The organism is Kyrpidia tusciae DSM 2912 (assembly GCF_000092905.1).
GTDB classification, from domain to species: domain Bacteria; phylum Bacillota; class Bacilli; order Kyrpidiales; family Kyrpidiaceae; genus Kyrpidia; species Kyrpidia tusciae.
This window is the reverse complement of record NC_014098.1, coordinates 2469364-2488357: the sequence shown is the minus strand read 5'-3', so window position 1 is coordinate 2488357 and position 18994 is coordinate 2469364. Positions and strand designations below refer to the sequence as shown.

Here is an 18994-nt window from a genome sequence, read left to right as displayed (position 1 = left end):
GGAAATTTGGCGAAATACGACCGGAAAACCATCGAAGAGCTGGTCGACGGAAAACTCGAGTTTTATAAAATTAAAGAGATGCTCTCCAGTCACAAAGATCCGGAACGCTTTGATATCTATCTGCAAATTCTGCAGGAGCGGGTGCCCTGGGACGACCCGATTCTGCTCCCGGCGGGATTGCACCTGTATATCGTTCAAAAATCAAACGGCGACCGGGTGGTAAAATGTGAGTGCGGCCATGAATTTTGCGATTATCGCGATAACTGGAAGTTGTATGCGCTGATCTATGTGCGGGACACCGAAGAGAAACTGAATGAAATCTACCCGAAATTGTTGGCGCCGGATCCGGAGTGGCAGGTGATTCGCGAGTACTACTGCCCGAGCTGCGGCACCCAACTGGAGGTGGAGGCGGTGACGCCGTGGTATCCCGTGATCCACGACTTTGAACCGGACATCGACGCTTTTTACGAGGAGTGGTTGGGCCGGCCTGTGCCCGGTTCGCAAGGGAAATAAGCCTGGATAGAGACGTAAGCGGGTGTAGGGTGGAGGCGGCTCGAAAGGGCCGCCTTGCTCTTGGGACAGAATCATCTCTTTTTTGTTCCTTTAGCCGATGCGCCCGACTCGAAAATCCCCGACCTTTGCATGGCCGCGGAAACCTCGTTTCTGAAAGCGCTATGCCGCGGATACCTGCTTCTATACTTTTCAATTAAATTGGCGCCAGCTTGCTTCTCTCCCCTTTTCGCCAAAGTCTCGGCCATAGCGACCAACAGCCCCGCCGCTTTATGATAACTCCCCCGATGCTGGTTGCCTACGATAGTGTCCACTCTTTTTTCGATCTCGTCCATGCACCATTTCAAAAAAAACTGCTCCTGTTCTCCGGTCAGAGCAATGGTTGCTATCGTATGTTCTATAATACGCTGATACTTCCCGACATACTCCGCGCCGCCATGAGCGCTTGTTTGTCCGATGGCATCCTCCCATTGCTGGAGCAGCACCTTCGCGTCATCTCCACCTTTAGATAATAGCATCATCATAAAAGCGACAAATACAGGCTTAGGGTTGTCGCTGCTGCTCCATCCGAACTGCCCCGCCTTGCGACAATGTTCAAATACCTCCTCATATTTTCCCGCCAAAAGCAACGCATTAAAAAAGACTCCGTCCCGCACGCAGGCCATATGCCGCTCGCGATTGTGGCCATTGTTCGGCAGTGTCCCGCTTCTGCTTAGAAGTTCTGTCATCCTCTGCTCGGCTACCTCGCGTATCTCTTCAAAGCATCCGCATTCGATGGCCGTTGTATACAGATCAACCAGACGTTCCATGGAAGGCGACGAGTAAAAGCTCTCTTTGTGCCCCTCCAGCTTTAGCTGCGGGTCACCTTGGCTCTCACCGAGTTTCGCAATGACATCCGCGATCTCCGCTCTCAGGGTGTAGTCGCGTGGGATCCTGCTCAGCCCTTCTCGGGCCACTCGGATGACGGCATCCGTGTCGCCTTGCGCCTCCAGGGCCCTTATCCAATCCATATAGGCCAGCGGATACGTTTCCGCATATTCCCTTGCAAACTCGGCAATCGCCGGCACGCCGCCTTTCATGAAAACCGCTTCCCTGAGCCACTCGCTGGCCTGCCAGTGATTTTGATTTTTCAAAAAGTCAATCCAATCTGCCAAAAAAACGTCAAAGTCCGGCAGCGAAATATCTAATCCGCCGGTGATGCTTTTTAGCGTAATGCCTGAACCCAGATACCCGTATTTTTTCATGGCATCGTATATCGAAGCCGGCCGTTGTTCCGGAGCTGAATTCATATATACACAACAGAGAAAAAGGGCAACCTGCTCTGCCAGATCGACCTCCAGCATGTTCGCATAGTCCGCGCCGGGAAGATGTCCCGGTTCCTCGCCCATCTTCAGTATGCCGAACAGCCTCACATAAGCTTCTTCAGCAGACTCGTAATCCCCTTGCAACAGCAAGCTTCTTGTTTGCAGGAAAAAACCGTCCATTTCCCTCGCCCAGCTTTCATCGCCCCAGTCCCGCGCTTCATGGATATCTTCATCCCACCCCCATCCGTCGCAATAATCGCCATCTTTCACTCTTTGGGCAAAAGCATCTATCTCCTCAATCAGTCCGGTCGCATCCGGAAGAGTTTCTTGCTTCCCCCGCTCACGGGGGATCAATTTGTTCAGAAATTCTTGTCTTGTGGATGAAGGCTCCTCGCTGGCCCAGTGCAAGATCAGGTCCCGGAAATCATCCGCCGTAAACCGGCTTATACGCGTCCGTACCTCTTCGATAAACTCCTTGTAGCTCAGCGCAGCCATGCTCATGCTCCTTTCCTATATGTATGGTCGTCCGTACGGATATGCGCTGAAGGCGACGGAGATCATCGCCCTGTACGGGTACCGCTTATAGTCATATTGTATCAAATAAGTAAATAAAGCCACCAACATCGATCGTTGAATGGCTTGAGCTTTTCCGCACAAAAGCCAATGCTGCTTCCTCCATTAAAATGGGGAGGATGCGGCGGCCGGTTTCTCAAATCGGCGGGTTGCAATCATGCGCTGTACGTGTTCATGAAACCGACGTTGGCGCTTTCTCCGCATAGGTGGAAAGCGGTGGAAATATGTGGCATTCCCTGCGCATGGTTTGTGGGGTCAGGGACTAGACGAAGACTGGATGGTCTGAGAGCAAAGACGCACACGGGTGTAAGGTGGACGCGGCTCGAAAGGGCCGCCTTGTTGCTTGAGGACGCGGTGGTCACGGTTGTGACTTGAGACTTGCCTGTTTATAATAGCTTCATGCGAGCGCGAATTGTTTATCACCGCTGAAGGCATTCCCACCGGGCGATCGTGAAGCGATAAAATCTGTGATCGGGGAGGGATGGACTGTGGCCGTGTATGATGAACTGGAAACGCCTCTTGGGACCCTTCGTGTGGTCATGGATTCGGTCGGCGTGAGCCGGGTGGCGCTGACCGAGGAGGATTGGGGAGAGATCCAGCGGGAGTTTCACGACCTCGTCCGGGATCCGGAGTCCTGTCGCGATGCCGTCCGCCAGCTCGATGAGTATTTTTCCGGGCGCCGTCGCGCCTTTGATGTGGCCCTGTCGCTCCCCGAGGACAGTCCGTTTCGCCGGCGGGTATGGGCGGCCCTGTGCGAGATCCCCTACGGAGAGGTGCGAAGTTACGGGGAGATCGCCGCGGCCCTCGGGAACCCCCGGGCGGTGCGGGCGGTGGGCCAAGCCAATCGGGCCAACCCCTTGCCGATTTTTATCCCGTGTCACCGAGTGGTGGGAAAAAAAGGGGACTTGGTGGGATATGCCGGGTCCCGGACCGATCTGAAAGCCCATTTACTGCGATTGGAAGGGGCGCTGGCGGAATGATTCTGGTCTCGGCGTGTCTGGCGGGTTGTCATTGTCGATACGACGGCTCCAGCCGGGGGTTGTCGTGGATTGAGGAGTGGGTGGCCCAGGGCCGGGCCATCCCCGTCTGCCCGGAGCAGCTCGGCGGTCTTCCCACCCCGAGGCCGCCGGCCCAGATCGTCGGCGGTGAAGGCGGGGATGTGTTGGATGGGCGGGCCAAAGTACTGACCCAAGAGGGCAAGGACGTATCCGAGTCCTTCGTGCGGGGCGCCGAAGAAGCTCTTCACTTCGCCCGTATGGTCGGTGCATCGGCCGCCGTGTTGAAACAGAGGAGCCCATCCTGCGGATGCGGCGCGATCTATGACGGCACCTTTACGGGAAATATGCGCCCCGGGCGCGGGGTGACGGCTGCTCTGTTGGAGCGCCACGGCATCCCGGTCTACTCGGAAGAAGACGAGTCCGGAGGCGTATTCGGGACGGAGGATTCGTGACCGGGCCGGCATCGTCTGCAGGGGCGGAATCCGGCCCGAAGGGCATCTTGCAGGCTCGAAAAGATTCGGATGTGTTCCCGGAGGAAGGTCATTTTTCATCGGGGTCGTCCCCCGGCGGATGCAGCAGGGCCACCAGAAAAGCTTGTTCTTCTTGTGTCGGGTCGTTGCCCGGCGGCGTGAAATACCCAAAGGCCATGATCCCCCGCACCCGGGTGACGGTGAATAGCCCCTCGTGATCCTCCACGCGGTATTGGCCCCCCACTCGTACCGTCCCCGCCTCCACCAGGTGGGAGCGGGCGACGTCGTATCTGCGCTTCAGGACTTCCCATTCGTTCCAGCGCCCTTCCTCCCGGCACCGTTCCGCCTCTTTCTGCAACCGCTCCATCTCCGCCAACAGTTCTTCTTGGCTCATTTGCCACATCAGTTTATAAATGGCGACTCCCTCCGCCCAGTGGTTTTGTCTTCATGATACCACGACCCAGTGGCCGTTGGACCAGAGCGCGGGGGTACGATGTGCGACCGGCCAACTCCAATTTGACCATGGAATCTCCGTCGCGCGTCGCTCTCGCTGCTTTTATCACAAACTTGACCGGGCGGGAAGGCATGTTGTTGCGTCAAATGACTCCCCTGGGCATTTTGGTTCTCATCATCACAACCATCTGCGGCGCAATCTATTTGCATTTTTCCCGTATGGGGGCCTGGTGATTTGTCAGATGCAGGAATGCGATCCACCAACCTCCGGGTGCCCAAATGGTTGTTGCCTATGGTACCGTGAATGTGGGCGGGCGACGACCAGGAAAGGGGCGAGAGGAGATGTATCGTAACCATGTTAAACTGGCCCTTGTTGCGGTTCTTTTTGGGACAAGCCTAGTTGCAGGAGTGCCAGGGGTGCTGGCCCAGGATACGGCTCCGGTCGGCGGACACGTGGCGCATCCGGCCCACTATGCCGATCCGCTGGTGCAAAAGGTGATCGACACGGCGGAGACGCAGATCGGCACTCCATATAAGTGGGGAACCAACAAACTTCGCGGCGATTCTACCTTTGACTGCTCGAATTTTACCCAATATGTCTACCAAACGGCGGTGGGATATCGGTTTTCCTCGAGTTCAAAGAAACAGGGGGATCTGAACCAGTATCGGGATTGGGGAGTTTATTACAACATTCGCGACATCAAAGCGGGGGATCTCCTCTTTTTCTCCACTTCGGACTCGGGCGGTAAAGTGGGTCACGTGGGGATCGCGCTGCAAGATGGAACGTTGAAAATCATTCACACGTACTCACCAAAGGTGCCCCTGGGTGAGTACGATTACACGAACAACAAATGGTGGACGTCACATTTTCTGTACGCGCGTCGACCATTGAACCACGTGCGGGCAGCCGAGAATCCGGGCGTGCCCTCCACCCCGTCCACGTCGGTGCAAAGCCCGCCGGCGGCTCCGGTGACCGATTCCCCGGGTTCGACGGTGGCTTCAGCTCCTTCCGGTGCCACGGATCGGGTGACCCCCGTCAAAGGGTGGGTCTCGGTGAGGAGCGCCCCTTCAACTTCGGCACCGAAAGTCGCCGTGCTCCATCTCGGGGAGTCGGCGGAACGACTGGCCACGGTTAACGATTGGTGGTACAAGGTACGGCTGTCAGACGGCACTGTGGGGTATCTCACGTCGTCTCCCCGCTATGTTCAGACGCAGTAGCGACAGGGGGCGAGCTCGTAGCAGACAAGGATTGGGCCACGGAAGTTGCGGGAGCGGCCGGGGATTCGTCTCCGGTCCGCTCATTTTCTTCGGCCGGGCTCGTTGAGGGTTTTAAACTCGATGGGTCGCCTTGCATCTCTCCACGCACTTCCAGCCGGGTTCGAGCCGGGTGACGTAAAGCTCCTTCCTCCACCCGAATGCGCAAAGCGAGCAGCGGGGCATTGGCCACCGATACAAGTAGGGCCGTCCAATGGGCGTGAAAGGCTAAAGGCAGGCTTACGAGCTCCACCATGACGGCGAGGTAATTGGGGTGTTTCAGCCACCGGTAGGGGCCGCGCCGCACCGGTGGATGGCCCGGGATCACGAAAATCCGGGTGTTCCAATAATGGCCGAGGCTGCGCAAAGACCAGTACCGGAGTCCCTGGCTGGCGGCAAAAAGGGCGAGGGCGGGCCACCACACGGAAAAGCCCGCCAATCCGCGAATCCGGACTTCCGCCACCATCCCGGCAAAAAAGGACACGTGCAAAACAACAATCCAGGGATAGTGTCCCCGTCCAACTTCAAAACCACCCCGGGCCCGGATCCAGCGGGCGTTATGACGGGCGAGGCCCAGCTCCGCCAGGCGCTGGGCGATCACCCCGCCGATCAGCCAGGGGAAAAGCTGTCCTACCTCCATTGGAGCATCACCCGTTCACTGGAGAATCCCGGACCCAGGGCCAGGAGAGCCGTCCGGTCCCCGGACCGGAGAGAACGCCGCTCAGCCAGGTCCTTTAAGACGAACAAAACGGTGGGGGCGGACATGTTGCCATACTGTCTCAACGTCTCATGGGCAGACTCCAGGCTCTCCTGGTTCAAGCCAAGCACCTCTTCATAGGCGGCCAAAACCTTCGCCCCACCCGGGTGTACCACCCAGTGGTCGATTGTTTCTTCAGCCGGGGCAAAGTGTTCCCGTTTTTGCCGACGAAGGAATTCCGGGATGTCCCGGGAGAACACGACCCGCCACCCGTCGTCCCCCACCTCCCAACCCATCATATCTTCGGTATCCGGCCAGTGGATGCTGTGGGAGCCCTTCCATTCCCATGCTCCGGACGACCCCGCACGCTCTTGGACCCTTTTGCTCCACCGCTCATAGGCCCGATCTCCCAGGATCAATGCCGCGCCCGCTCCGTCGGCAAACAACACCGTGGCGATGAGATTGCTTTTTCGCTGGTCTCTCGCCAAAAAGGTCAGGCTGCACAGTTCCACGACCACGACCAAGACGTGGGCATCGGGATCGGCGGCGGCGCTGGCCAGACCCCGGCTCAGTCCCACGGCGCCCCCGGCGCATCCCAGCCCCCAGATCGGCGTGCGCCTGATTTTCCCGGACAAGCCAAGGCGCTGGGCGATCCGCATATCCGGACTCGGCGTGGCCAGGCCCGTAGAGGAGACCCACCACAGGTCGGTGATCGCCCGGGGGTCGACGCCGGTTTGGGTCAAGCATGTCCGGGCCGCCTCCGTCCCCAAGGCGACAGCTTCCTCCTGATACACGGCGTTGCGGGCGGAAAAGGGGCGGCCCTGGATATACCATTCCGCCGGCCGACAAAAATGCCGCCACTCGATACCCGCGGTATCGAAGGTGCGGAGCAGGCGGTCGATGTCCCGGAAGCTCGTCCGAAACAATTCCCTGGACATCGTCCGGACTTCCTCTTGGCTGTACCGATGAGGGGGTGTTGTGGTGGCGATGTGGACGAGAAAGGGCACGGTCACCTCTCCTCTCTGTCTGGCGAAAACGAAACCCGTCTCCGTGAGGATCCCCCTCCGGGTATCGTTTCATGCACCGACCGCAGGGAGCTCGGTATGGCCCGGGATCAAAAGGGCTTGGTCACCATCAGGTAGGCGATGATTCCCAAAAGTCCCACCACCGACACAATGGTGCAGACATTTTCAAAACGGAGCTTGCTGACTTCCTCATAAGCGTGCAACTTCTTGGTGGCGGCGACCTTTTTCATCCCGCCCACCACCACGACTTTGATGAGGATAAAAATGATCATGTAGATCAGCATGGAGACGAGCAGCCAGAGCTGAAGCAGATAGCGCCAGGATGTGACGAGGAAAAATCCCGCCCCGGTCAGCCATAGTACCCAGTCGGTGATCCAGTCCAGTCGGCGATAGGTGGATAGAAACGCCCGAACCTGGCCCACCTCTTTGAGGCGGGGCACATAGAGCAACACTCCCAATTTCACCGCTACCGCAGCCAGATGAAAGGCGAGAATGATATAAAAAGCCGTCATGGGCAACCCTCCGGATACTTATTCTTCCATTGTATCGGATTCTCACACCTATCGTCCCGTGGTAGAATGAAAAAGATCGCAGTTGTGCGGGATTTGTCATGGAGGGACCGATGTGGCACAAGTCGTGACGTCATTTGAATGAGATTTGGCGCTCGTGGAGTCCTTGGCGCGACCGATGGAGGAGTGGGGGGATGGGGTCCGGGCGGCCAAGGAATCTGCCCGGGAGTACGCCGCCGGGATGATGGCCGCCCTGGATCACACCTTGCCGCCCGAACGCTTGGAGGAACCTTGACGCCGCTGACCTCGGCCTTGGGCCGACAATCTGAAGGAGGGGGGATGTCGGATGAGCACAGGGTCTGCGAAAGACGGGCCGCTGGTGAGCGTCCAGTGGCTAAAAGAGCGGATCGGAAGCCCGGATGTGGCGGTGATGGACTGCCGGTTTACGTTGAACGAGCCGGACGCCGGGGAGGCGCGGTATCGCGAGGGGCACATTCCTGGTGCGGTGTACCTTCACCTGGAGCGCGATCTGTGCGGACCGAAAGGACAGGGTGGGCGCCACCCATTGGCGGACCCGGACCGGCTGGCCCGGGTGTTCAGCGAGGCGGGGATCGGCTCCGGGACTGTAGTTGTGGCCTACGACGACCAAACCGGTGAATTCGCGGCCCGGTTGTGGTGGACGCTTCGCTACCTTGGTCATGAGCAGGTTCGGGTGTTGGATGGCGGCTATGCGGAGTGGCAAAAGGCGGGGTATCCGGTTACCCTGGAGATTCCGACGCCAGCCCCGGCGAATTTCGTCCCCCGGGTGCGACCGGAGATGATGGTGGACGCCGAGTACGTGTCCCGGGTGGTGTCTGGGCAAGCCCCTGGGGCCCTCTTGATCGACTCCCGGGCGCCCGAGCGGTACACTGGGGAACAGGAGACCATTGATCCGGTGGGCGGTCATATCCCCGGGGCTGTCAACATCTACTGGAAAGACGGCGTCGACGAGGACGGGCGGTGGAAACGTCCCGAGGAGCAGCGCCGCCGGTTCTCCGGCGTCACTGGAGAGCGGGAACTTATCGTCTATTGCGGTTCTGGGGTAACCGCCTGTGCCAACCTGTTGGCTCTGGAAATCGCCGGGATCTCCGGTGCCCGGGTGTATGTGGGCAGTTGGAGCGAGTGGTGCGCGGACCCCGGCCGCCCGGTGGGTCGGGGCCCCAAGCCTTGACGGCTTCCGCATTCATCCCCGCTCCGGCGTTACACTAGAGGTGTCGGCCGAAAAGAAAGGTTTGGCAAAATCGACGGGAGGGATCCGAATGACGACAGTGCGGTCACGGGCGGAAATTCCGGTGGAGGATACGTGGAAACTGGAAGATCTGTATCCCGATGATCAGGCCTGGGAGCGGGAGTTTCAGGATGTGCAGAGCCGCTTGGGGGAAGTGGAGGCCTTTCGCGGGCGGGTCTTGGAATCGGCGGAGACCCTCCTCGCCGTTCTTCGCCTGGAAGACGATCTGTCCCTCAAGTTGGAAAGGCTTTATGCCTATTCCCATATGCGCAAAGACGAGGATACCACCAACAGTACATATCTCGCCTTGGCTGACCGGGCCCAGGGGCTCGCCGCCCGCCTGGCCGGGGCCTTCTCCTTTGTCGTGCCCGAGATTCTCGCCGGGGACGCCGGGGTCGTGCAGGGCTACATCGACAGTCACTCGGATTTGGCCCTGTATCGACACAAACTGGACGATATTCTCCGGCGAAAGCCCCATGTGCTCTCAGCGGCAGAAGAGGCCATTCTCGCTCAGGTCAGCGAAATCGCCCAGGGCCCGACGACGATTTTCAGTATGGTGGACGACGCGGACCTGCGTCTGCCGACGATCCGGGACGAGCATGGCCGGGAGGTGGAATTGACCAAGGGCCGCTACAGTCAGTTCCTGGAGAGCCAGGACCGCCGGGTGCGGCAAGACGCCTTTACCGCTTTTTATGCGGCGTACAAAGAACGTCTGAACACCCTGTCAGCGACGTATCACGCCAGTGTCAAAAAAGATGTCTTTTACGCCCGGGTGAGGAAATACAGTTCTTCCCTGGAAGCGGCTCTGGACGACGACCGGGTCCCGGTGGAGGTGTACGACAGCCTCATCGCCGCCGTGCACGAGTTTTTGCCGGCCCTTCACCGATACCTGCGCTTGCGCAAAAAAGTGCTGGGCCTAAATGATTTACACATGTACGATCTGTATGTGCCCCTCGTGCCCGAGATCCACCGGGAGGTCTCCTTCGACGAGGCGAAAAAGACGGTGTTGGAAGGGCTTGCGCCCATGGGGGAGGAGTACCTCGGCGTGATGCGGGATGCTTTCGCCTCTCGCTGGATCGATGTTCACGAGAACCGGGGCAAGCGAGGGGGCGCCTATTCATGGGGGGCGTACGGCACCCATCCTTACGTGTTGTTGAATTGGCAGCCGAACATCGACAACGTGTTCACCCTCGCCCACGAAATGGGCCACGCGATGCACAGCCATTATACGTATGCGCATCAACCGTACGTGTACGGCGGGTACTCCATCTTTGTCGCCGAAGTTGCATCGACCTGCAACGAATCGTTGCTGCTGCATCATCTCTTAAAAAATACCCCGGATGAGGCGATGCGGAGGTATTTGTTGAACCACCACCTCGAGCAATTCCGCACCACGGTGTTTCGCCAGGTGATGTTTGCGGAGTTCGAAAAGCTCACCCATGAGGCGGTGGAAGCGGGCCACGCCCTGACTTCACATTGGATGTGCGACACGTATCGTCGGCTGAACGAAACCTACTACGGGGCCGAAGCGGTGATCGATGAACAGATTGCCTGGGAATGGGCCCGGATTCCGCACTTTTACACGGCTTTTTACGTGTACAAATACGCCACGGGCTTTTCGGCGGCCACGGCCCTGTCCAGGCGAATTCTGGAGGAAGGGGAGCCGGCCGTCCGGCGCTATCTCGACTTCCTGTCCGCCGGCAGTTCCGACTATCCCCTGGAGGTGTTGGCGAAGGCCGGGGTGGATATGAGATCCCCGGAACCGGTGCGCCAGGCGCTGCAGGTGTTTGAGGAAACGGTGGCCGAGTTGGAAAAAAGTTTTGCCGGGTCCTGAGGCCGGGAAACCGCACTGATCGCCGGGGCGGGAGAAGGGGAAAGATCCCGCCCGGTGCGGGACGGAGCGGAGGTGCGAGAATGGGGAATCAAAAGGTGTTCGGGGTGGTCACCCGGTATGCGGATCACGTCGGCCAGTTCCGGCCGGCTTTCTGGGAAGTCAAAGACGTCGGCGGGGCTCACCGGGAGCCGGTGGCGGGATCGATTCCTATGGTGAGTTGTTTTGCCGACAATCGGGTGGCAAAAGCGCATCCCGAGTGGGTCCAGGTGGGTCCCGGAGGACAGCGGGCGACGAGAGACCAGCCATATTTTGACTGGGACTGCCTCTGTCCGAGCCGGCCCGAAGTGGAGACCCTGGCCCTGGAGTGGGTGAGGGATGCGGCGGCGCAGTCGGGTCCAGAGGGCTTTCGGCTGGACGATGTGACCTTTGCCCGGGAGGGTTACTGTCAGTGCGCGGCCTGCGAGGCCGGACGCCGGAAAGCCGGCCTGGACCTGGAGACCTATCGGATGGCTAGGTTAGCGGATTTTGTCGCCCGGGCGCGGTCGTCGGTGGCCGGGACGCTGTATTTTACGCTGTTTCCCGATCCTTATCCCGGGCATCTGGAGAGGCGATTCGGCATCGACGTGGACCGGATGAAGCAGTGGGTGGACGTGTTTGTGGTGCCCATCTATGATCTGGCCTACACGACGACGTACTGGCTGGAGGTCCTGGCCCAGGGATTCCGGGATCGGCTCGGGGGGCACCCGTGGTATCTGGAACTCTACGGTCTCGGCGTCGAGGAGGCGAAGCTGGAGAAGGCGGCCCGGGTGGGGGCGGCCTATGCGGACGGGGTCCTCATCGCCTATGAGAAAGATGTGGACAAATTGCGGCGCATTCAGGAGGCGCTGGTCGGTTGAACGGAGAGGATCGATTGGCCCGCCCGGAAGCCGAGGAGGTGACCGCTTCCGGTACGGTGGAGCGGGTGGTCTTCCGAAATGAAGAGACGGGATTTGCCGTGTTCCGCCTGAAAACCTCCGAGGGCGTGATCAGTTGTACGGGGCATGTATATTTTTCCCAAGGCGAAGGGGAGGCCCTGGAAGTGACGGGTCACTGGGCGGAGCATCCGCGCTACGGCCGGCAACTTCAGGTTACGGGATGGAATAAACCGCTGCCCACCGACCGAGAGGTGGCCATCCAGTTGTTCCGGCGGCTGGAGGGGGTGGGCAGGCGATTGGCCCGAAGGATTGTCGCCGCCCTCGGCCCCGGGGCGGTGGGCGCGATCCTCGATCACGGGGAGGCAGCCTTGGCGGGGATTCAAGGGTTGTCGCCGGAGAAGGCGCAGTCGATCGTTAAGCAGGTTCGGGCGCATCACGGGGTCCAGAAGGTGCTGGGGCAATTGATGGCCCTGGGCATTAGCCCGGGTGCCGCCATGCGGGTATACCGGGTGTTGGGGGAAGGGTGCCTCGAGGATATCCGGCGTAATCCGTATCTTTTGGCGGGGGTGGCCGGCATCGGGTTTGGCCAGGCGGACGGGGTCGCCCGGAGGTTGGGCATCTCGACCGACAGTCCGTTTCGCCTTCAAAGTGCGCTGTTGCATACCCTGGCGGGCTCAACCACCGAAGGCCACTGTTGGTTAGACCGGGCCTTTTGGCTGGCGAAAACGGCGGAGATGCTGGCCGGCATGGACGGTGAGCCGTGGGAGGCCGATCGGTTCGAGGGAGCCGCCGGGACCTTGGCGCGGGAGGGGCAAATCCGGCAAGAAGAGGATCGGGTCTATCTGGCGTCTTTGTGGGAAGCCGAGGAACAGGTGGCCCGGTGGGCGGCGGACCGGCTCCGGGTGGCCGCTCTGCAGTCGGCCGGGCTGGATGATTTGATCCAGTCCTACGAGCGGGAGTCCGGGGTGACCCTGTCGCTCACCCAGCGGGAAGCGGTTCGAACGGCCATGGCCAGTCCTCTCTTGATTCTGACCGGCGGGCCGGGGACCGGAAAGACCACGACGGTTCGGGCGATCCTGTGGTGCCGGCAACAATTGAACCCCCAGACCAAGGTGGGCATGGCGGCGCCCACGGGCCGGGCCGCCCGAAGGCTGGAAGAAGTCTCGGGATTTCCGGCTGCCACGGTGCACCGGCTCTTAGGCATGCGGGTGGAAGGAATCGCCCAGTTTGACGAGGAGAATCCCCTCCCGTATGATCTGATTATCGTCGATGAGACGTCGATGATGGATATCCTGCTGGCGGACAAATTGGTCCGGGCCGCCGGGGACGCCGGGGTGATTCTGGTCGGGGATGTGGACCAGTTGCCGTCGGTGGGTCCGGGACATGTGTTGCACGACCTGATTCAGGCCGGAGTGCCCAGCGTCCGGCTCGATGTGATTTTCCGACAGGCCAGGGAGAGCAACATCGTGGTCAATGCCCACCGGGTGCTCCAAGGGGAGTTGCCCCGCCAGGGCGGGGACTTTTGGTTTGTCGAGGTATCCGGGGCCACGACGGCTGAAACGAATGGGGCCATCGCCGTTCGTCTGGAGCAGGCGGTGCAAAATCTCCTGGCGGAGGGTTACTCGCCCGCCGATATCCAGGTGCTGAGTCCCACCAAAAAGGGGGAGCTTGGCACCGAGGCGTTGAACATTCGACTGCAGCAGCTGATGAACCCCCGGCAAAGGGGCAAAAAGGAAATCCCCTTCGGTCGCAAGGGCGAGCGGGCCTGGCGGGTGGGCGACAAAGTGATACAGATGCGCAACGATTATGAGAAAGAGGTGTTTAACGGCGAAATCGGCCTGATCGAAGACGTGGACCCCGAGGAAGGGGTGCTGCTGATTCGATTCGGCGACGCCCTTCACGAATACGAGCGGGACGAGTGGGATCAGGTGCGCCACGCCTATGCCATTACGATTCACAAAAGCCAGGGCGGCGAATATCCCGTGGTGCTGATCCCCATGACCACGAGCCATTACATTTTGCTGTACCGAAACCTGCTTTACACGGGGATCACCCGGGCAAAGAAGCTCTGTGGGTTGATCGGCATGCCCCGGGCCCTGGGCCTGGCGGTGCGCAACACCCGGCCGGTGTTGCGCAACACCCGGCTGACCGAGAAGATTCAAGTATACAGCAGGGGGCGAGGGGCAGATCCGGGGGATCCGTGACTACCGTTGAGGGTTTGGTCACATCCCCCTCTCTGCTGCTTTTAGGGGAGGAGTCCCATCCGTTTGGCGATAATCTCTTTCATGATTTCGCTCGTCCCGCCGTAGATCCGGGTGACCCGCATGTCCCGCCAGGCCCGCTGGATCGGATATTCGTTCATATACCCGTATCCCCCGTGAATCTGCAGCGCTTCGTCTGCAACTTTGCAGGCCGTTTCCGTGGCGGTGAGCTTGGCCATGGAGGTTTCTGCGACGGCGTCGATCCCCCGGGCGTACAGATCCAAGGCGTGGTAGGTCAGTTGGCGGGCCTTTTCCACTTCCACCGCCATGTCCACCAGCCGGTGGCGAATGACCTGGAACTGGGTGAGGGGGCCGCCGAACTGCTGACGGGTTTTCGCGTACTCCACGGCCATATCTAAGGCCGCCTGGGCGGTGCCCAAGGTCTGCAGAGCGATCATCAGGCGTTCCCATTGAAAATTTTGCATCACCAGGTAGAATCCTCGATTTTCTTCCCCGAGCAGCCGGTCGGCGGGAATGCGGCAGTCGTCGAAAAACAGCTCCGCGGTATCGGAGGCGTGATGGCCGACCTTCTCCAATTTACGCTGAACGTGAAACCCCGGTGCGTCCCGGTCGACGATGAACAACGATACTCCCCGGTGCCCGGCCTCGGGATTGGTTTTTGCCGCCACCACGTAAAAATCCGCATAGACCCCGTTGGTGATGAAGATTTTGTTTCCGGAAAGGACGTAACCGTCGCCCTCCCGCACCGCTTTGGTCCGGATGGCCGCCACATCCGATCCCGCCCCGGGTTCGGTGATGGCCAGGGCCCCGATTTTTTCTCCTTGAACCCCGGGGACCACGTAGGCTTGTTTTTGTTCTTCGGTGCCGAAGCGATAGACCGGGCGCATGGCGATGCCGATGTGGACGCCCACGGTGCCCGCGAATCCCGAGGCGTTGAGCCGGCCGAGTTCTTCATGCAGCACCGCTTCTGCCAAGGGATTTTCCCCACCTCCTCCATACTCTTCTGCAATATTCAAGCCAAAATAGCCGAGTTCGCCCATCTTGCGCAGCACGGTCCGGGGCACCTGCTCCGCCCGCTCCCACTCCTCGACGTGGGGGGCGATCTCTTTCTGCAGGAATTGCCGAATGGCACTGCGCAATTCATCGTGCTCGCGGGTAAATGGATGCATGGCGTGGCTCTCCTTTCTGGTTTATGGACGGGTTCTTCGAAGCCGAGGGCTATGTTGAGTATATCATCCAAACGGTCGTTTGAGAAAGAGCCCGGCTTGCCGGGCAAGGCGGGAGTCGTTATACTGGGGATGCGGATTCATGCATTTTACAACGGAGACAGGCCGGGTGCCCTTCGGGGCGTAACGGGGAACCGGGTGAGAATCCCGGGCGGTCCCGCCACTGTAACCGGAGAGTGCGTTTTCAAGATGCCACTCGCCCATCGCGGGGAAGGCGAAAGCGCGCGAAGACCCGGAAGCCAGGAGACCTACCCGGTCGAACTCCCGAGGGGCCTTCGCGGAAAGGCCGGGGAAGAGGCGGCAAGGGTACGGACGTGGAAACCCTGCCGTGCGAGGAGCATCCCCCCGGCGAACGCCGGGTTTTCTTTTTGGGCTTCGGGAATGAGTCAAGAGCCCGCCGGGCATATCCCGCGACCAGGCTTAGGAGACGGCCTTTCCCCGGCCCCTCCCCCGGAGGAGAAGGCACATTGGCAGATGAGGGAGGCTCGGACATGGTCCGAACGGATGGGAAGCGAAAGCTCTGGACGGTCTTCATTCTTTTCGCGGTGATCTTGATTCTTTCTTCCTGCGGAACTGGGGCGGCTCCTTCCGCGTCGCCCCAGGGAGGGGCGAGTCCGCCGGCAGTCACCCACTATCCGCTCACGATCAAAGATGACAGCGGGACATCGGTGACCATTGCCCGGGAACCCCGGCGGATCGTCTCTTTGATTCCCAGTCACACGGAGATCCTGTTTGCCCTGGGTCTGGAGGGGAGGGTGGCGGGCGTCACGACGTGGGATAACTATCCTCCGGGGGTTCAAAAGAAAGTGGAAGCGGTCCTGGACGGATTGAACCCGCCCATCGAGCGGCTGGTGGCCCTTCACCCGGACCTGGTGGTGCTCGGTTCTCACAACGAGACCATGGTTCAGGCGGTGAGAAACGCCGGGCTGACCGCCGTGGTGTATGACCCTCAAAGTCTGGAGGCGGTGTATCGGACCATTGAGGCGCTGGGCGAGATCACGAACCGGACGCCCCAGGCCGCGGTCCTGGTCAATCAAATGAAGGCCAAAGCTTCGGCCATTGCGGCCAAAGTGTCGCCAATCCCCCCGGACAAACGGGTGCGGGTGTACGTGGAGGCCGATCCGAACCAATTGTATACGGCGGGGAACCACACGTTTATGGACGAGTTGATCCGCCTGGCCGGGGGCATCAACGTGGCGTCGGATCTAAACGGGTGGAAGCCGATGAACGCCGAAGTGCTGATCCAAAAAAATCCCCAGGTGATCGTGGTGACCTACGGGTATTACGTGCCCGATGCCGTGGACAAGCCGAAACAGCGGCCCGGGTGGCAAGTCGTGGACGCCGTGCGCAATAACCGGGTGTATTCCGTCGACTCGGACTTGGTCAGTCGTCCGGGCCCCCGGATCGTCGACGGGGCGGAAACCCTGGCCAAGCTCTTCTATCCGCAGTTGTTCCAACCCTGAGCCGCAGCCATGAGAAGGGATCGTCGTCGGTCATGGATAGGGGTCGGGGCCTGGTTGGCCGCCGCCCTGTTGTCCCTGGCCGTCAGTGTGGCCATCGGACCGACCGCCCTGGATCTGGGCAGTCTCTGGCGGGCGGTGCTGGCGGGACCGGGTGCCCAAGCCCCGGAGGCTGCCGGGGGCTGGATTCAGGCGGTGGTGTGGGAGATCCGCTTCCCCCGGGCGGTTCTCGCCCTTTTGGTCGGAGCGGCCCTCGGGGCCGCGGGCGCGGCTTATCAAGGGGTGTTGCGCAACCCCCTGGCGGACCCCTTTGTCCTCGGCGTGTCTTCCGGGGCGGCCCTGGGGGCGGTGGCGGGCATTCTGTTCGGGGGACAGGTGGGGCTGTACGGTCTGTTCGCCGTGCCGGGGCTGGCTTTTGTCGGCGGTCTTGCCGGGTTGGCGGCGGTGTTTTGGCTGGGCTCGATCCGGGGGCCGGGTCCTCGGAACAATACGCTGATTCTCGCCGGAGTGGTGGTCCAGTCTTTTTTTGGAGCCATCCTCACCGTGTTGATGGTGGCCGCATCGAACCGACTGCCCAATGTGATGCTGTGGCTGTTGGGAAGCCTGGCCAATCGGGATCCCCGGCTGATCTGGAGTTTAGTTCCCGCTACGGCCCTGGGGTTGACGGTGGTTTGGTGGGAGGCGCGAAACCTGAACGTCCTGACTTTGGGGGAAGAGGAGGCGGCACACCTCGGGGTGGACGTGGGGGCCGTCCGGCTGGTGATTTTGGGGGCGGCCTCCCTCATGACGGCGGCGGCGGTGTCCGTGGCCGGGATCATCGGGTTTGTGGGCTTGGTGGTCCCCCATGTGCTTCGCATCCTGGCTGGACCGGACCACCGCACTTTGGTGCCGCTGTCTGCCCTGGGGGGCGGCGTATTTCTACTCTGGGCGGATAACGTCGCCCGCACCGTGGTTCCCGGGCAGGAGATCCCCATCGGGGCGATCACCGCTTTTTGCGGGGCGCCGTTTTTTGCCTACCTGCTTCACCGGCAGGGGCGGTAGCGAGGGGTCGGCGGGGTGGGCGAATTGGGGTGCGGAGAAGGGGGCGCGAGATGGACGGGGCGAAATTAGAAGCGGTCGGGCTTTGTAAATCCTACGGAGACCGGGAGGTTCTCCGGGATGTTTCGTTTTCCGTGACCCCGGGGACGGTCCTGGCGATCATCGGGCCCAATGGTGCGGGCAAGAGCACCTTGGTCCGCCTGGTGACGGGGATAGAGCCCCCGGATCGCGGCCGGGTGAGCCTGGACGGGGTGCCCGTATCTTCGTATTCCAGACGGCAGTTGGCCCGGCGGATGGCCGTATTACCCCAGACCCCCCTGGTGGCCGGCGGGTTTTCGGTGTACGATACGGTCATGATGGGGCGCCACCCCCACGTGAGGTCGTGGCGCGGCGAAACGAACCGCGACCGGCGGGTGGTGGAACGAGTTTTGTGGGAAACCGGGCTGAATGATCTCGCCGGGTGGCCCGTTGATCATCTGAGTGGCGGCCAACGGCAGATCGTGGCCCTGGCGATGGTGTTGGCCCAGGAGCCCGACGTGCTCATCCTGGACGAGCCCACCACTTTTCTCGATATTGGCCGCCAGACGCAGATTTTAAACCTCGTGTGCGGGGGCACGGCGGGGCGGGGAAGGGAAGGCAGCAGGCCGGCGGTGATTGTCGTGCTCCATGATCTGAATCTTGCCGCGCTCTATGCCCACAGGACCTTGTTGTTAAAGGGTGGGACCACCGAAGCCTACGGATCGCCGGCGGAGGTGCTGACCGAAGATCACATCGAGTCGGTGTACGGCATTCGCCCCCGGGTCCTGCGTCACCCGGATGCGGGGGTGCCGCAGATCGTACTTCCGGCTCCGCCCGGGAGTGTTTTGGATGCGGCGGGATGGGGCGGTGCGGGCGGACGCGGCGGAGCCCAATGGGCGGGGACGCCGGACCCGATGCCCGGCGGCAATAGAAAGGAACGGATGTCATGCAGTTCGTGATCCTTCTATCCGTCTTTCTCGGCCTGACGGTCCTTTTCATCGGGGGGTATATTTGGACCAACCACATCCGCGGCAAGGTGGTGTATTTGGCCCCGGATCAGTGGTCTGAGGAGGCGATTCGACAAACCATCGCCGAATGGGAGGCCAAAGGGTGGGTGTGGGAGCGGACCAACGAAAAAGCGAGGAGCATCCGGTTTAAACATGGAAAAACGCGCCGCCCTTTTTCATAAAGCCAGCGGCGCGTTTTTTGTCCAACAATGCAC

General features: G+C 60.7%; 20 protein-coding genes and 1 riboswitch. Of the genes, 13 read left to right on the top strand and 7 right to left on the bottom strand.

Translation table 11 applies throughout. The annotated features are described in order from the left end of the window. Positions 1-6: 6 nt before the first annotated feature. Positions 7-513 (top strand): acetone carboxylase subunit gamma, encoded by a 507-nt coding sequence (locus BTUS_RS12375; protein WP_013076411.1) that lies wholly within the window; start codon positions 7-9, stop codon positions 511-513. Between the two features lie 71 nt (positions 514-584). Here the strand turns inward: BTUS_RS12375 and BTUS_RS12370 are convergent, their stop codons facing one another. Then, positions 585-2315 (bottom strand): hypothetical protein, encoded by a 1731-nt coding sequence (locus tag BTUS_RS12370; protein WP_245543309.1) that lies wholly within the window; start codon positions 2313-2315, stop codon positions 585-587. A gap of 560 nt (positions 2316-2875) precedes the next feature. Between BTUS_RS12370 and BTUS_RS12365 the strand changes: the two genes are divergently transcribed. After that, positions 2876-3367, top strand: coding sequence for a methylated-DNA--[protein]-cysteine S-methyltransferase (locus BTUS_RS12365; RefSeq protein ID WP_013076409.1), 492 nt, complete (start codon positions 2876-2878; stop codon positions 3365-3367). Beyond that, the gene (locus BTUS_RS12360) at positions 3364-3837 is read left to right on the top strand and encodes a DUF523 domain-containing protein (protein WP_013076408.1); all 474 of its coding nucleotides are present in this window, start codon (positions 3364-3366) and stop codon (positions 3835-3837) included. The genes BTUS_RS12365 and BTUS_RS12360 overlap by 4 nt, the downstream gene beginning before the upstream one ends. Here the strand turns inward: BTUS_RS12360 and BTUS_RS19305 are convergent. Continuing rightward, positions 3786-3929 (bottom strand): Ada metal-binding domain-containing protein, encoded by a 144-nt coding sequence (locus BTUS_RS19305; RefSeq protein WP_083780192.1) that lies wholly within the window; start codon positions 3927-3929, stop codon positions 3786-3788. The genes BTUS_RS12360 and BTUS_RS19305 overlap by 52 nt on opposite strands. Then, positions 3926-4249, bottom strand: a complete 324-nt coding sequence (locus BTUS_RS12355; RefSeq protein WP_157935509.1) for a YfhH family protein — start codon at positions 4247-4249, stop codon at positions 3926-3928. The genes BTUS_RS19305 and BTUS_RS12355 overlap by 4 nt, the downstream gene beginning before the upstream one ends. 401 nt (positions 4250-4650) lie before the next feature. Here BTUS_RS12355 and BTUS_RS19105 point away from each other — a divergent pair, with 401 nt between their 5' ends. Then, a complete protein-coding gene (locus BTUS_RS19105) occupies positions 4651-5526 on the top strand; it encodes an NlpC/P60 family protein (protein ID WP_013076406.1) in 876 nt (291 codons plus the stop codon). Here BTUS_RS19105 and BTUS_RS12340 read toward each other — a convergent pair. The 3 genes from BTUS_RS12340 to BTUS_RS12330 form a co-directional block, all read right to left on the bottom strand. Beyond that, positions 5492-6202, bottom strand: a complete 711-nt coding sequence (locus BTUS_RS12340) for an isoprenylcysteine carboxyl methyltransferase family protein (RefSeq protein ID WP_013076405.1) — start codon at positions 6200-6202, stop codon at positions 5492-5494. The genes BTUS_RS19105 and BTUS_RS12340 overlap by 35 nt on opposite strands. Then, the gene (locus tag BTUS_RS12335; RefSeq protein ID WP_013076404.1) at positions 6193-7266 is read right to left on the bottom strand and encodes a type III polyketide synthase; all 1074 of its coding nucleotides are present in this window, start codon (positions 7264-7266) and stop codon (positions 6193-6195) included. Before BTUS_RS12335 ends, BTUS_RS12340 begins: the two co-directional genes overlap by 10 nt. Before the next feature lie 107 nt (positions 7267-7373). Continuing rightward, complete coding sequence (locus tag BTUS_RS12330; RefSeq protein WP_013076403.1) at positions 7374-7796, bottom strand: hypothetical protein; 423 nt, start codon at positions 7794-7796, stop codon at positions 7374-7376. Positions 7797-7950: 154 nt separating this feature from the next. Here BTUS_RS12330 and BTUS_RS18495 point away from each other — a divergent pair, with 154 nt between their 5' ends. The 5 genes from BTUS_RS18495 (at position 7951) to recD2 (ending at position 14012) form a co-directional block, all read left to right on the top strand. Beyond that, the gene (locus tag BTUS_RS18495; protein WP_169307978.1) at positions 7951-8088 is read left to right on the top strand and encodes a hypothetical protein; all 138 of its coding nucleotides are present in this window, start codon (positions 7951-7953) and stop codon (positions 8086-8088) included. Positions 8089-8139: 51 nt separating this feature from the next. Further along, on the top strand, positions 8140-9003 hold the full coding sequence (locus BTUS_RS12325) for a sulfurtransferase (RefSeq protein WP_013076402.1): 864 nt from the start codon (positions 8140-8142) through the stop codon (positions 9001-9003). Positions 9004-9091: 88 nt separating this feature from the next. Beyond that, positions 9092-10894 (top strand): oligoendopeptidase F, encoded by a 1803-nt coding sequence (gene pepF, locus BTUS_RS12320; RefSeq protein WP_013076401.1) that lies wholly within the window; start codon positions 9092-9094, stop codon positions 10892-10894. 80 nt (positions 10895-10974) lie between these two features. Then, the gene (locus BTUS_RS12315) at positions 10975-11790 is read left to right on the top strand and encodes an alpha-galactosidase (RefSeq protein WP_013076400.1); all 816 of its coding nucleotides are present in this window, start codon (positions 10975-10977) and stop codon (positions 11788-11790) included. Next, positions 11787-14012, top strand: coding sequence for an SF1B family DNA helicase RecD2 (gene recD2 / locus BTUS_RS12310; protein WP_013076399.1), 2226 nt, complete (start codon positions 11787-11789; stop codon positions 14010-14012). Before BTUS_RS12315 ends, recD2 begins: the two co-directional genes overlap by 4 nt. A gap of 41 nt (positions 14013-14053) precedes the next feature. Here recD2 and BTUS_RS12305 read toward each other — a convergent pair whose 3' ends face one another. Further along, a complete protein-coding gene (locus BTUS_RS12305) occupies positions 14054-15199 on the bottom strand; it encodes an acyl-CoA dehydrogenase family protein (RefSeq protein WP_013076398.1) in 1146 nt (381 codons plus the stop codon). A gap of 147 nt (positions 15200-15346) precedes the next feature. Next, a riboswitch (cobalamin riboswitch) is annotated at positions 15347-15526 on the top strand. Positions 15527-15747: 221 nt separating this feature from the next. Between BTUS_RS12305 and BTUS_RS12300 the strand changes: the two genes are divergently transcribed. From BTUS_RS12300 to BTUS_RS12285, 4 genes are read left to right on the top strand one after another with little or no spacing between them, the layout of a single operon-like run. Beyond that, entirely contained in the window at positions 15748-16719 is a 972-nt protein-coding gene (locus tag BTUS_RS12300; RefSeq protein ID WP_013076397.1) for an ABC transporter substrate-binding protein, read from the top strand. 9 nt (positions 16720-16728) lie between these two features. Then, positions 16729-17757: a FecCD family ABC transporter permease gene (locus BTUS_RS12295; RefSeq protein WP_013076396.1), complete on the top strand. Its 1029-nt coding sequence runs from the start codon at positions 16729-16731 to the stop codon at positions 17755-17757. Between the two features lie 50 nt (positions 17758-17807). Beyond that, positions 17808-18731, top strand: coding sequence for an ABC transporter ATP-binding protein (locus tag BTUS_RS12290; RefSeq protein ID WP_013076395.1), 924 nt, complete (start codon positions 17808-17810; stop codon positions 18729-18731). Next, positions 18719-18961, top strand: coding sequence for a hypothetical protein (locus BTUS_RS12285; protein WP_013076394.1), 243 nt, complete (start codon positions 18719-18721; stop codon positions 18959-18961). The genes BTUS_RS12290 and BTUS_RS12285 overlap by 13 nt, the downstream gene beginning before the upstream one ends. Positions 18962-18994 lie beyond the last annotated feature (33 nt).

Coding starts and splice junctions, on each gene's coding strand:
- BTUS_RS12300 (WP_013076397.1), top strand. CDS start 15,748: ATGGTCCGAACGGATGGGAAGCGAAAGCTCTGGACGGTCTTCATTCTT.
- BTUS_RS12295 (WP_013076396.1), top strand. CDS start 16,729: ATGAGAAGGGATCGTCGTCGGTCATGGATAGGGGTCGGGGCCTGGTTG.
- BTUS_RS12355 (WP_157935509.1), bottom strand. CDS start 4,249: ATGAGCCAAGAAGAACTGTTGGCGGAGATGGAGCGGTTGCAGAAAGAG.
- BTUS_RS12360 (WP_013076408.1), top strand. CDS start 3,364: ATGATTCTGGTCTCGGCGTGTCTGGCGGGTTGTCATTGTCGATACGAC.
- BTUS_RS12330 (WP_013076403.1), bottom strand. CDS start 7,796: ATGACGGCTTTTTATATCATTCTCGCCTTTCATCTGGCTGCGGTAGCG.
- BTUS_RS12370 (WP_245543309.1), bottom strand. CDS start 2,315: ATGAGCATGGCTGCGCTGAGCTACAAGGAGTTTATCGAAGAGGTACGG.
- BTUS_RS12290 (WP_013076395.1), top strand. CDS start 17,808: ATGGACGGGGCGAAATTAGAAGCGGTCGGGCTTTGTAAATCCTACGGA.
- BTUS_RS12340 (WP_013076405.1), bottom strand. CDS start 6,202: ATGGAGGTAGGACAGCTTTTCCCCTGGCTGATCGGCGGGGTGATCGCC.
- BTUS_RS12315 (WP_013076400.1), top strand. CDS start 10,975: ATGGGGAATCAAAAGGTGTTCGGGGTGGTCACCCGGTATGCGGATCAC.
- BTUS_RS19305 (WP_083780192.1), bottom strand. CDS start 3,929: ATGACCTTCCTCCGGGAACACATCCGAATCTTTTCGAGCCTGCAAGAT.
- BTUS_RS19105 (WP_013076406.1), top strand. CDS start 4,651: ATGTATCGTAACCATGTTAAACTGGCCCTTGTTGCGGTTCTTTTTGGG.
- pepF (WP_013076401.1), top strand. CDS start 9,092: ATGACGACAGTGCGGTCACGGGCGGAAATTCCGGTGGAGGATACGTGG.
- BTUS_RS12285 (WP_013076394.1), top strand. CDS start 18,719: ATGCAGTTCGTGATCCTTCTATCCGTCTTTCTCGGCCTGACGGTCCTT.
- BTUS_RS12305 (WP_013076398.1), bottom strand. CDS start 15,199: ATGCATCCATTTACCCGCGAGCACGATGAATTGCGCAGTGCCATTCGG.
- BTUS_RS12325 (WP_013076402.1), top strand. CDS start 8,140: ATGAGCACAGGGTCTGCGAAAGACGGGCCGCTGGTGAGCGTCCAGTGG.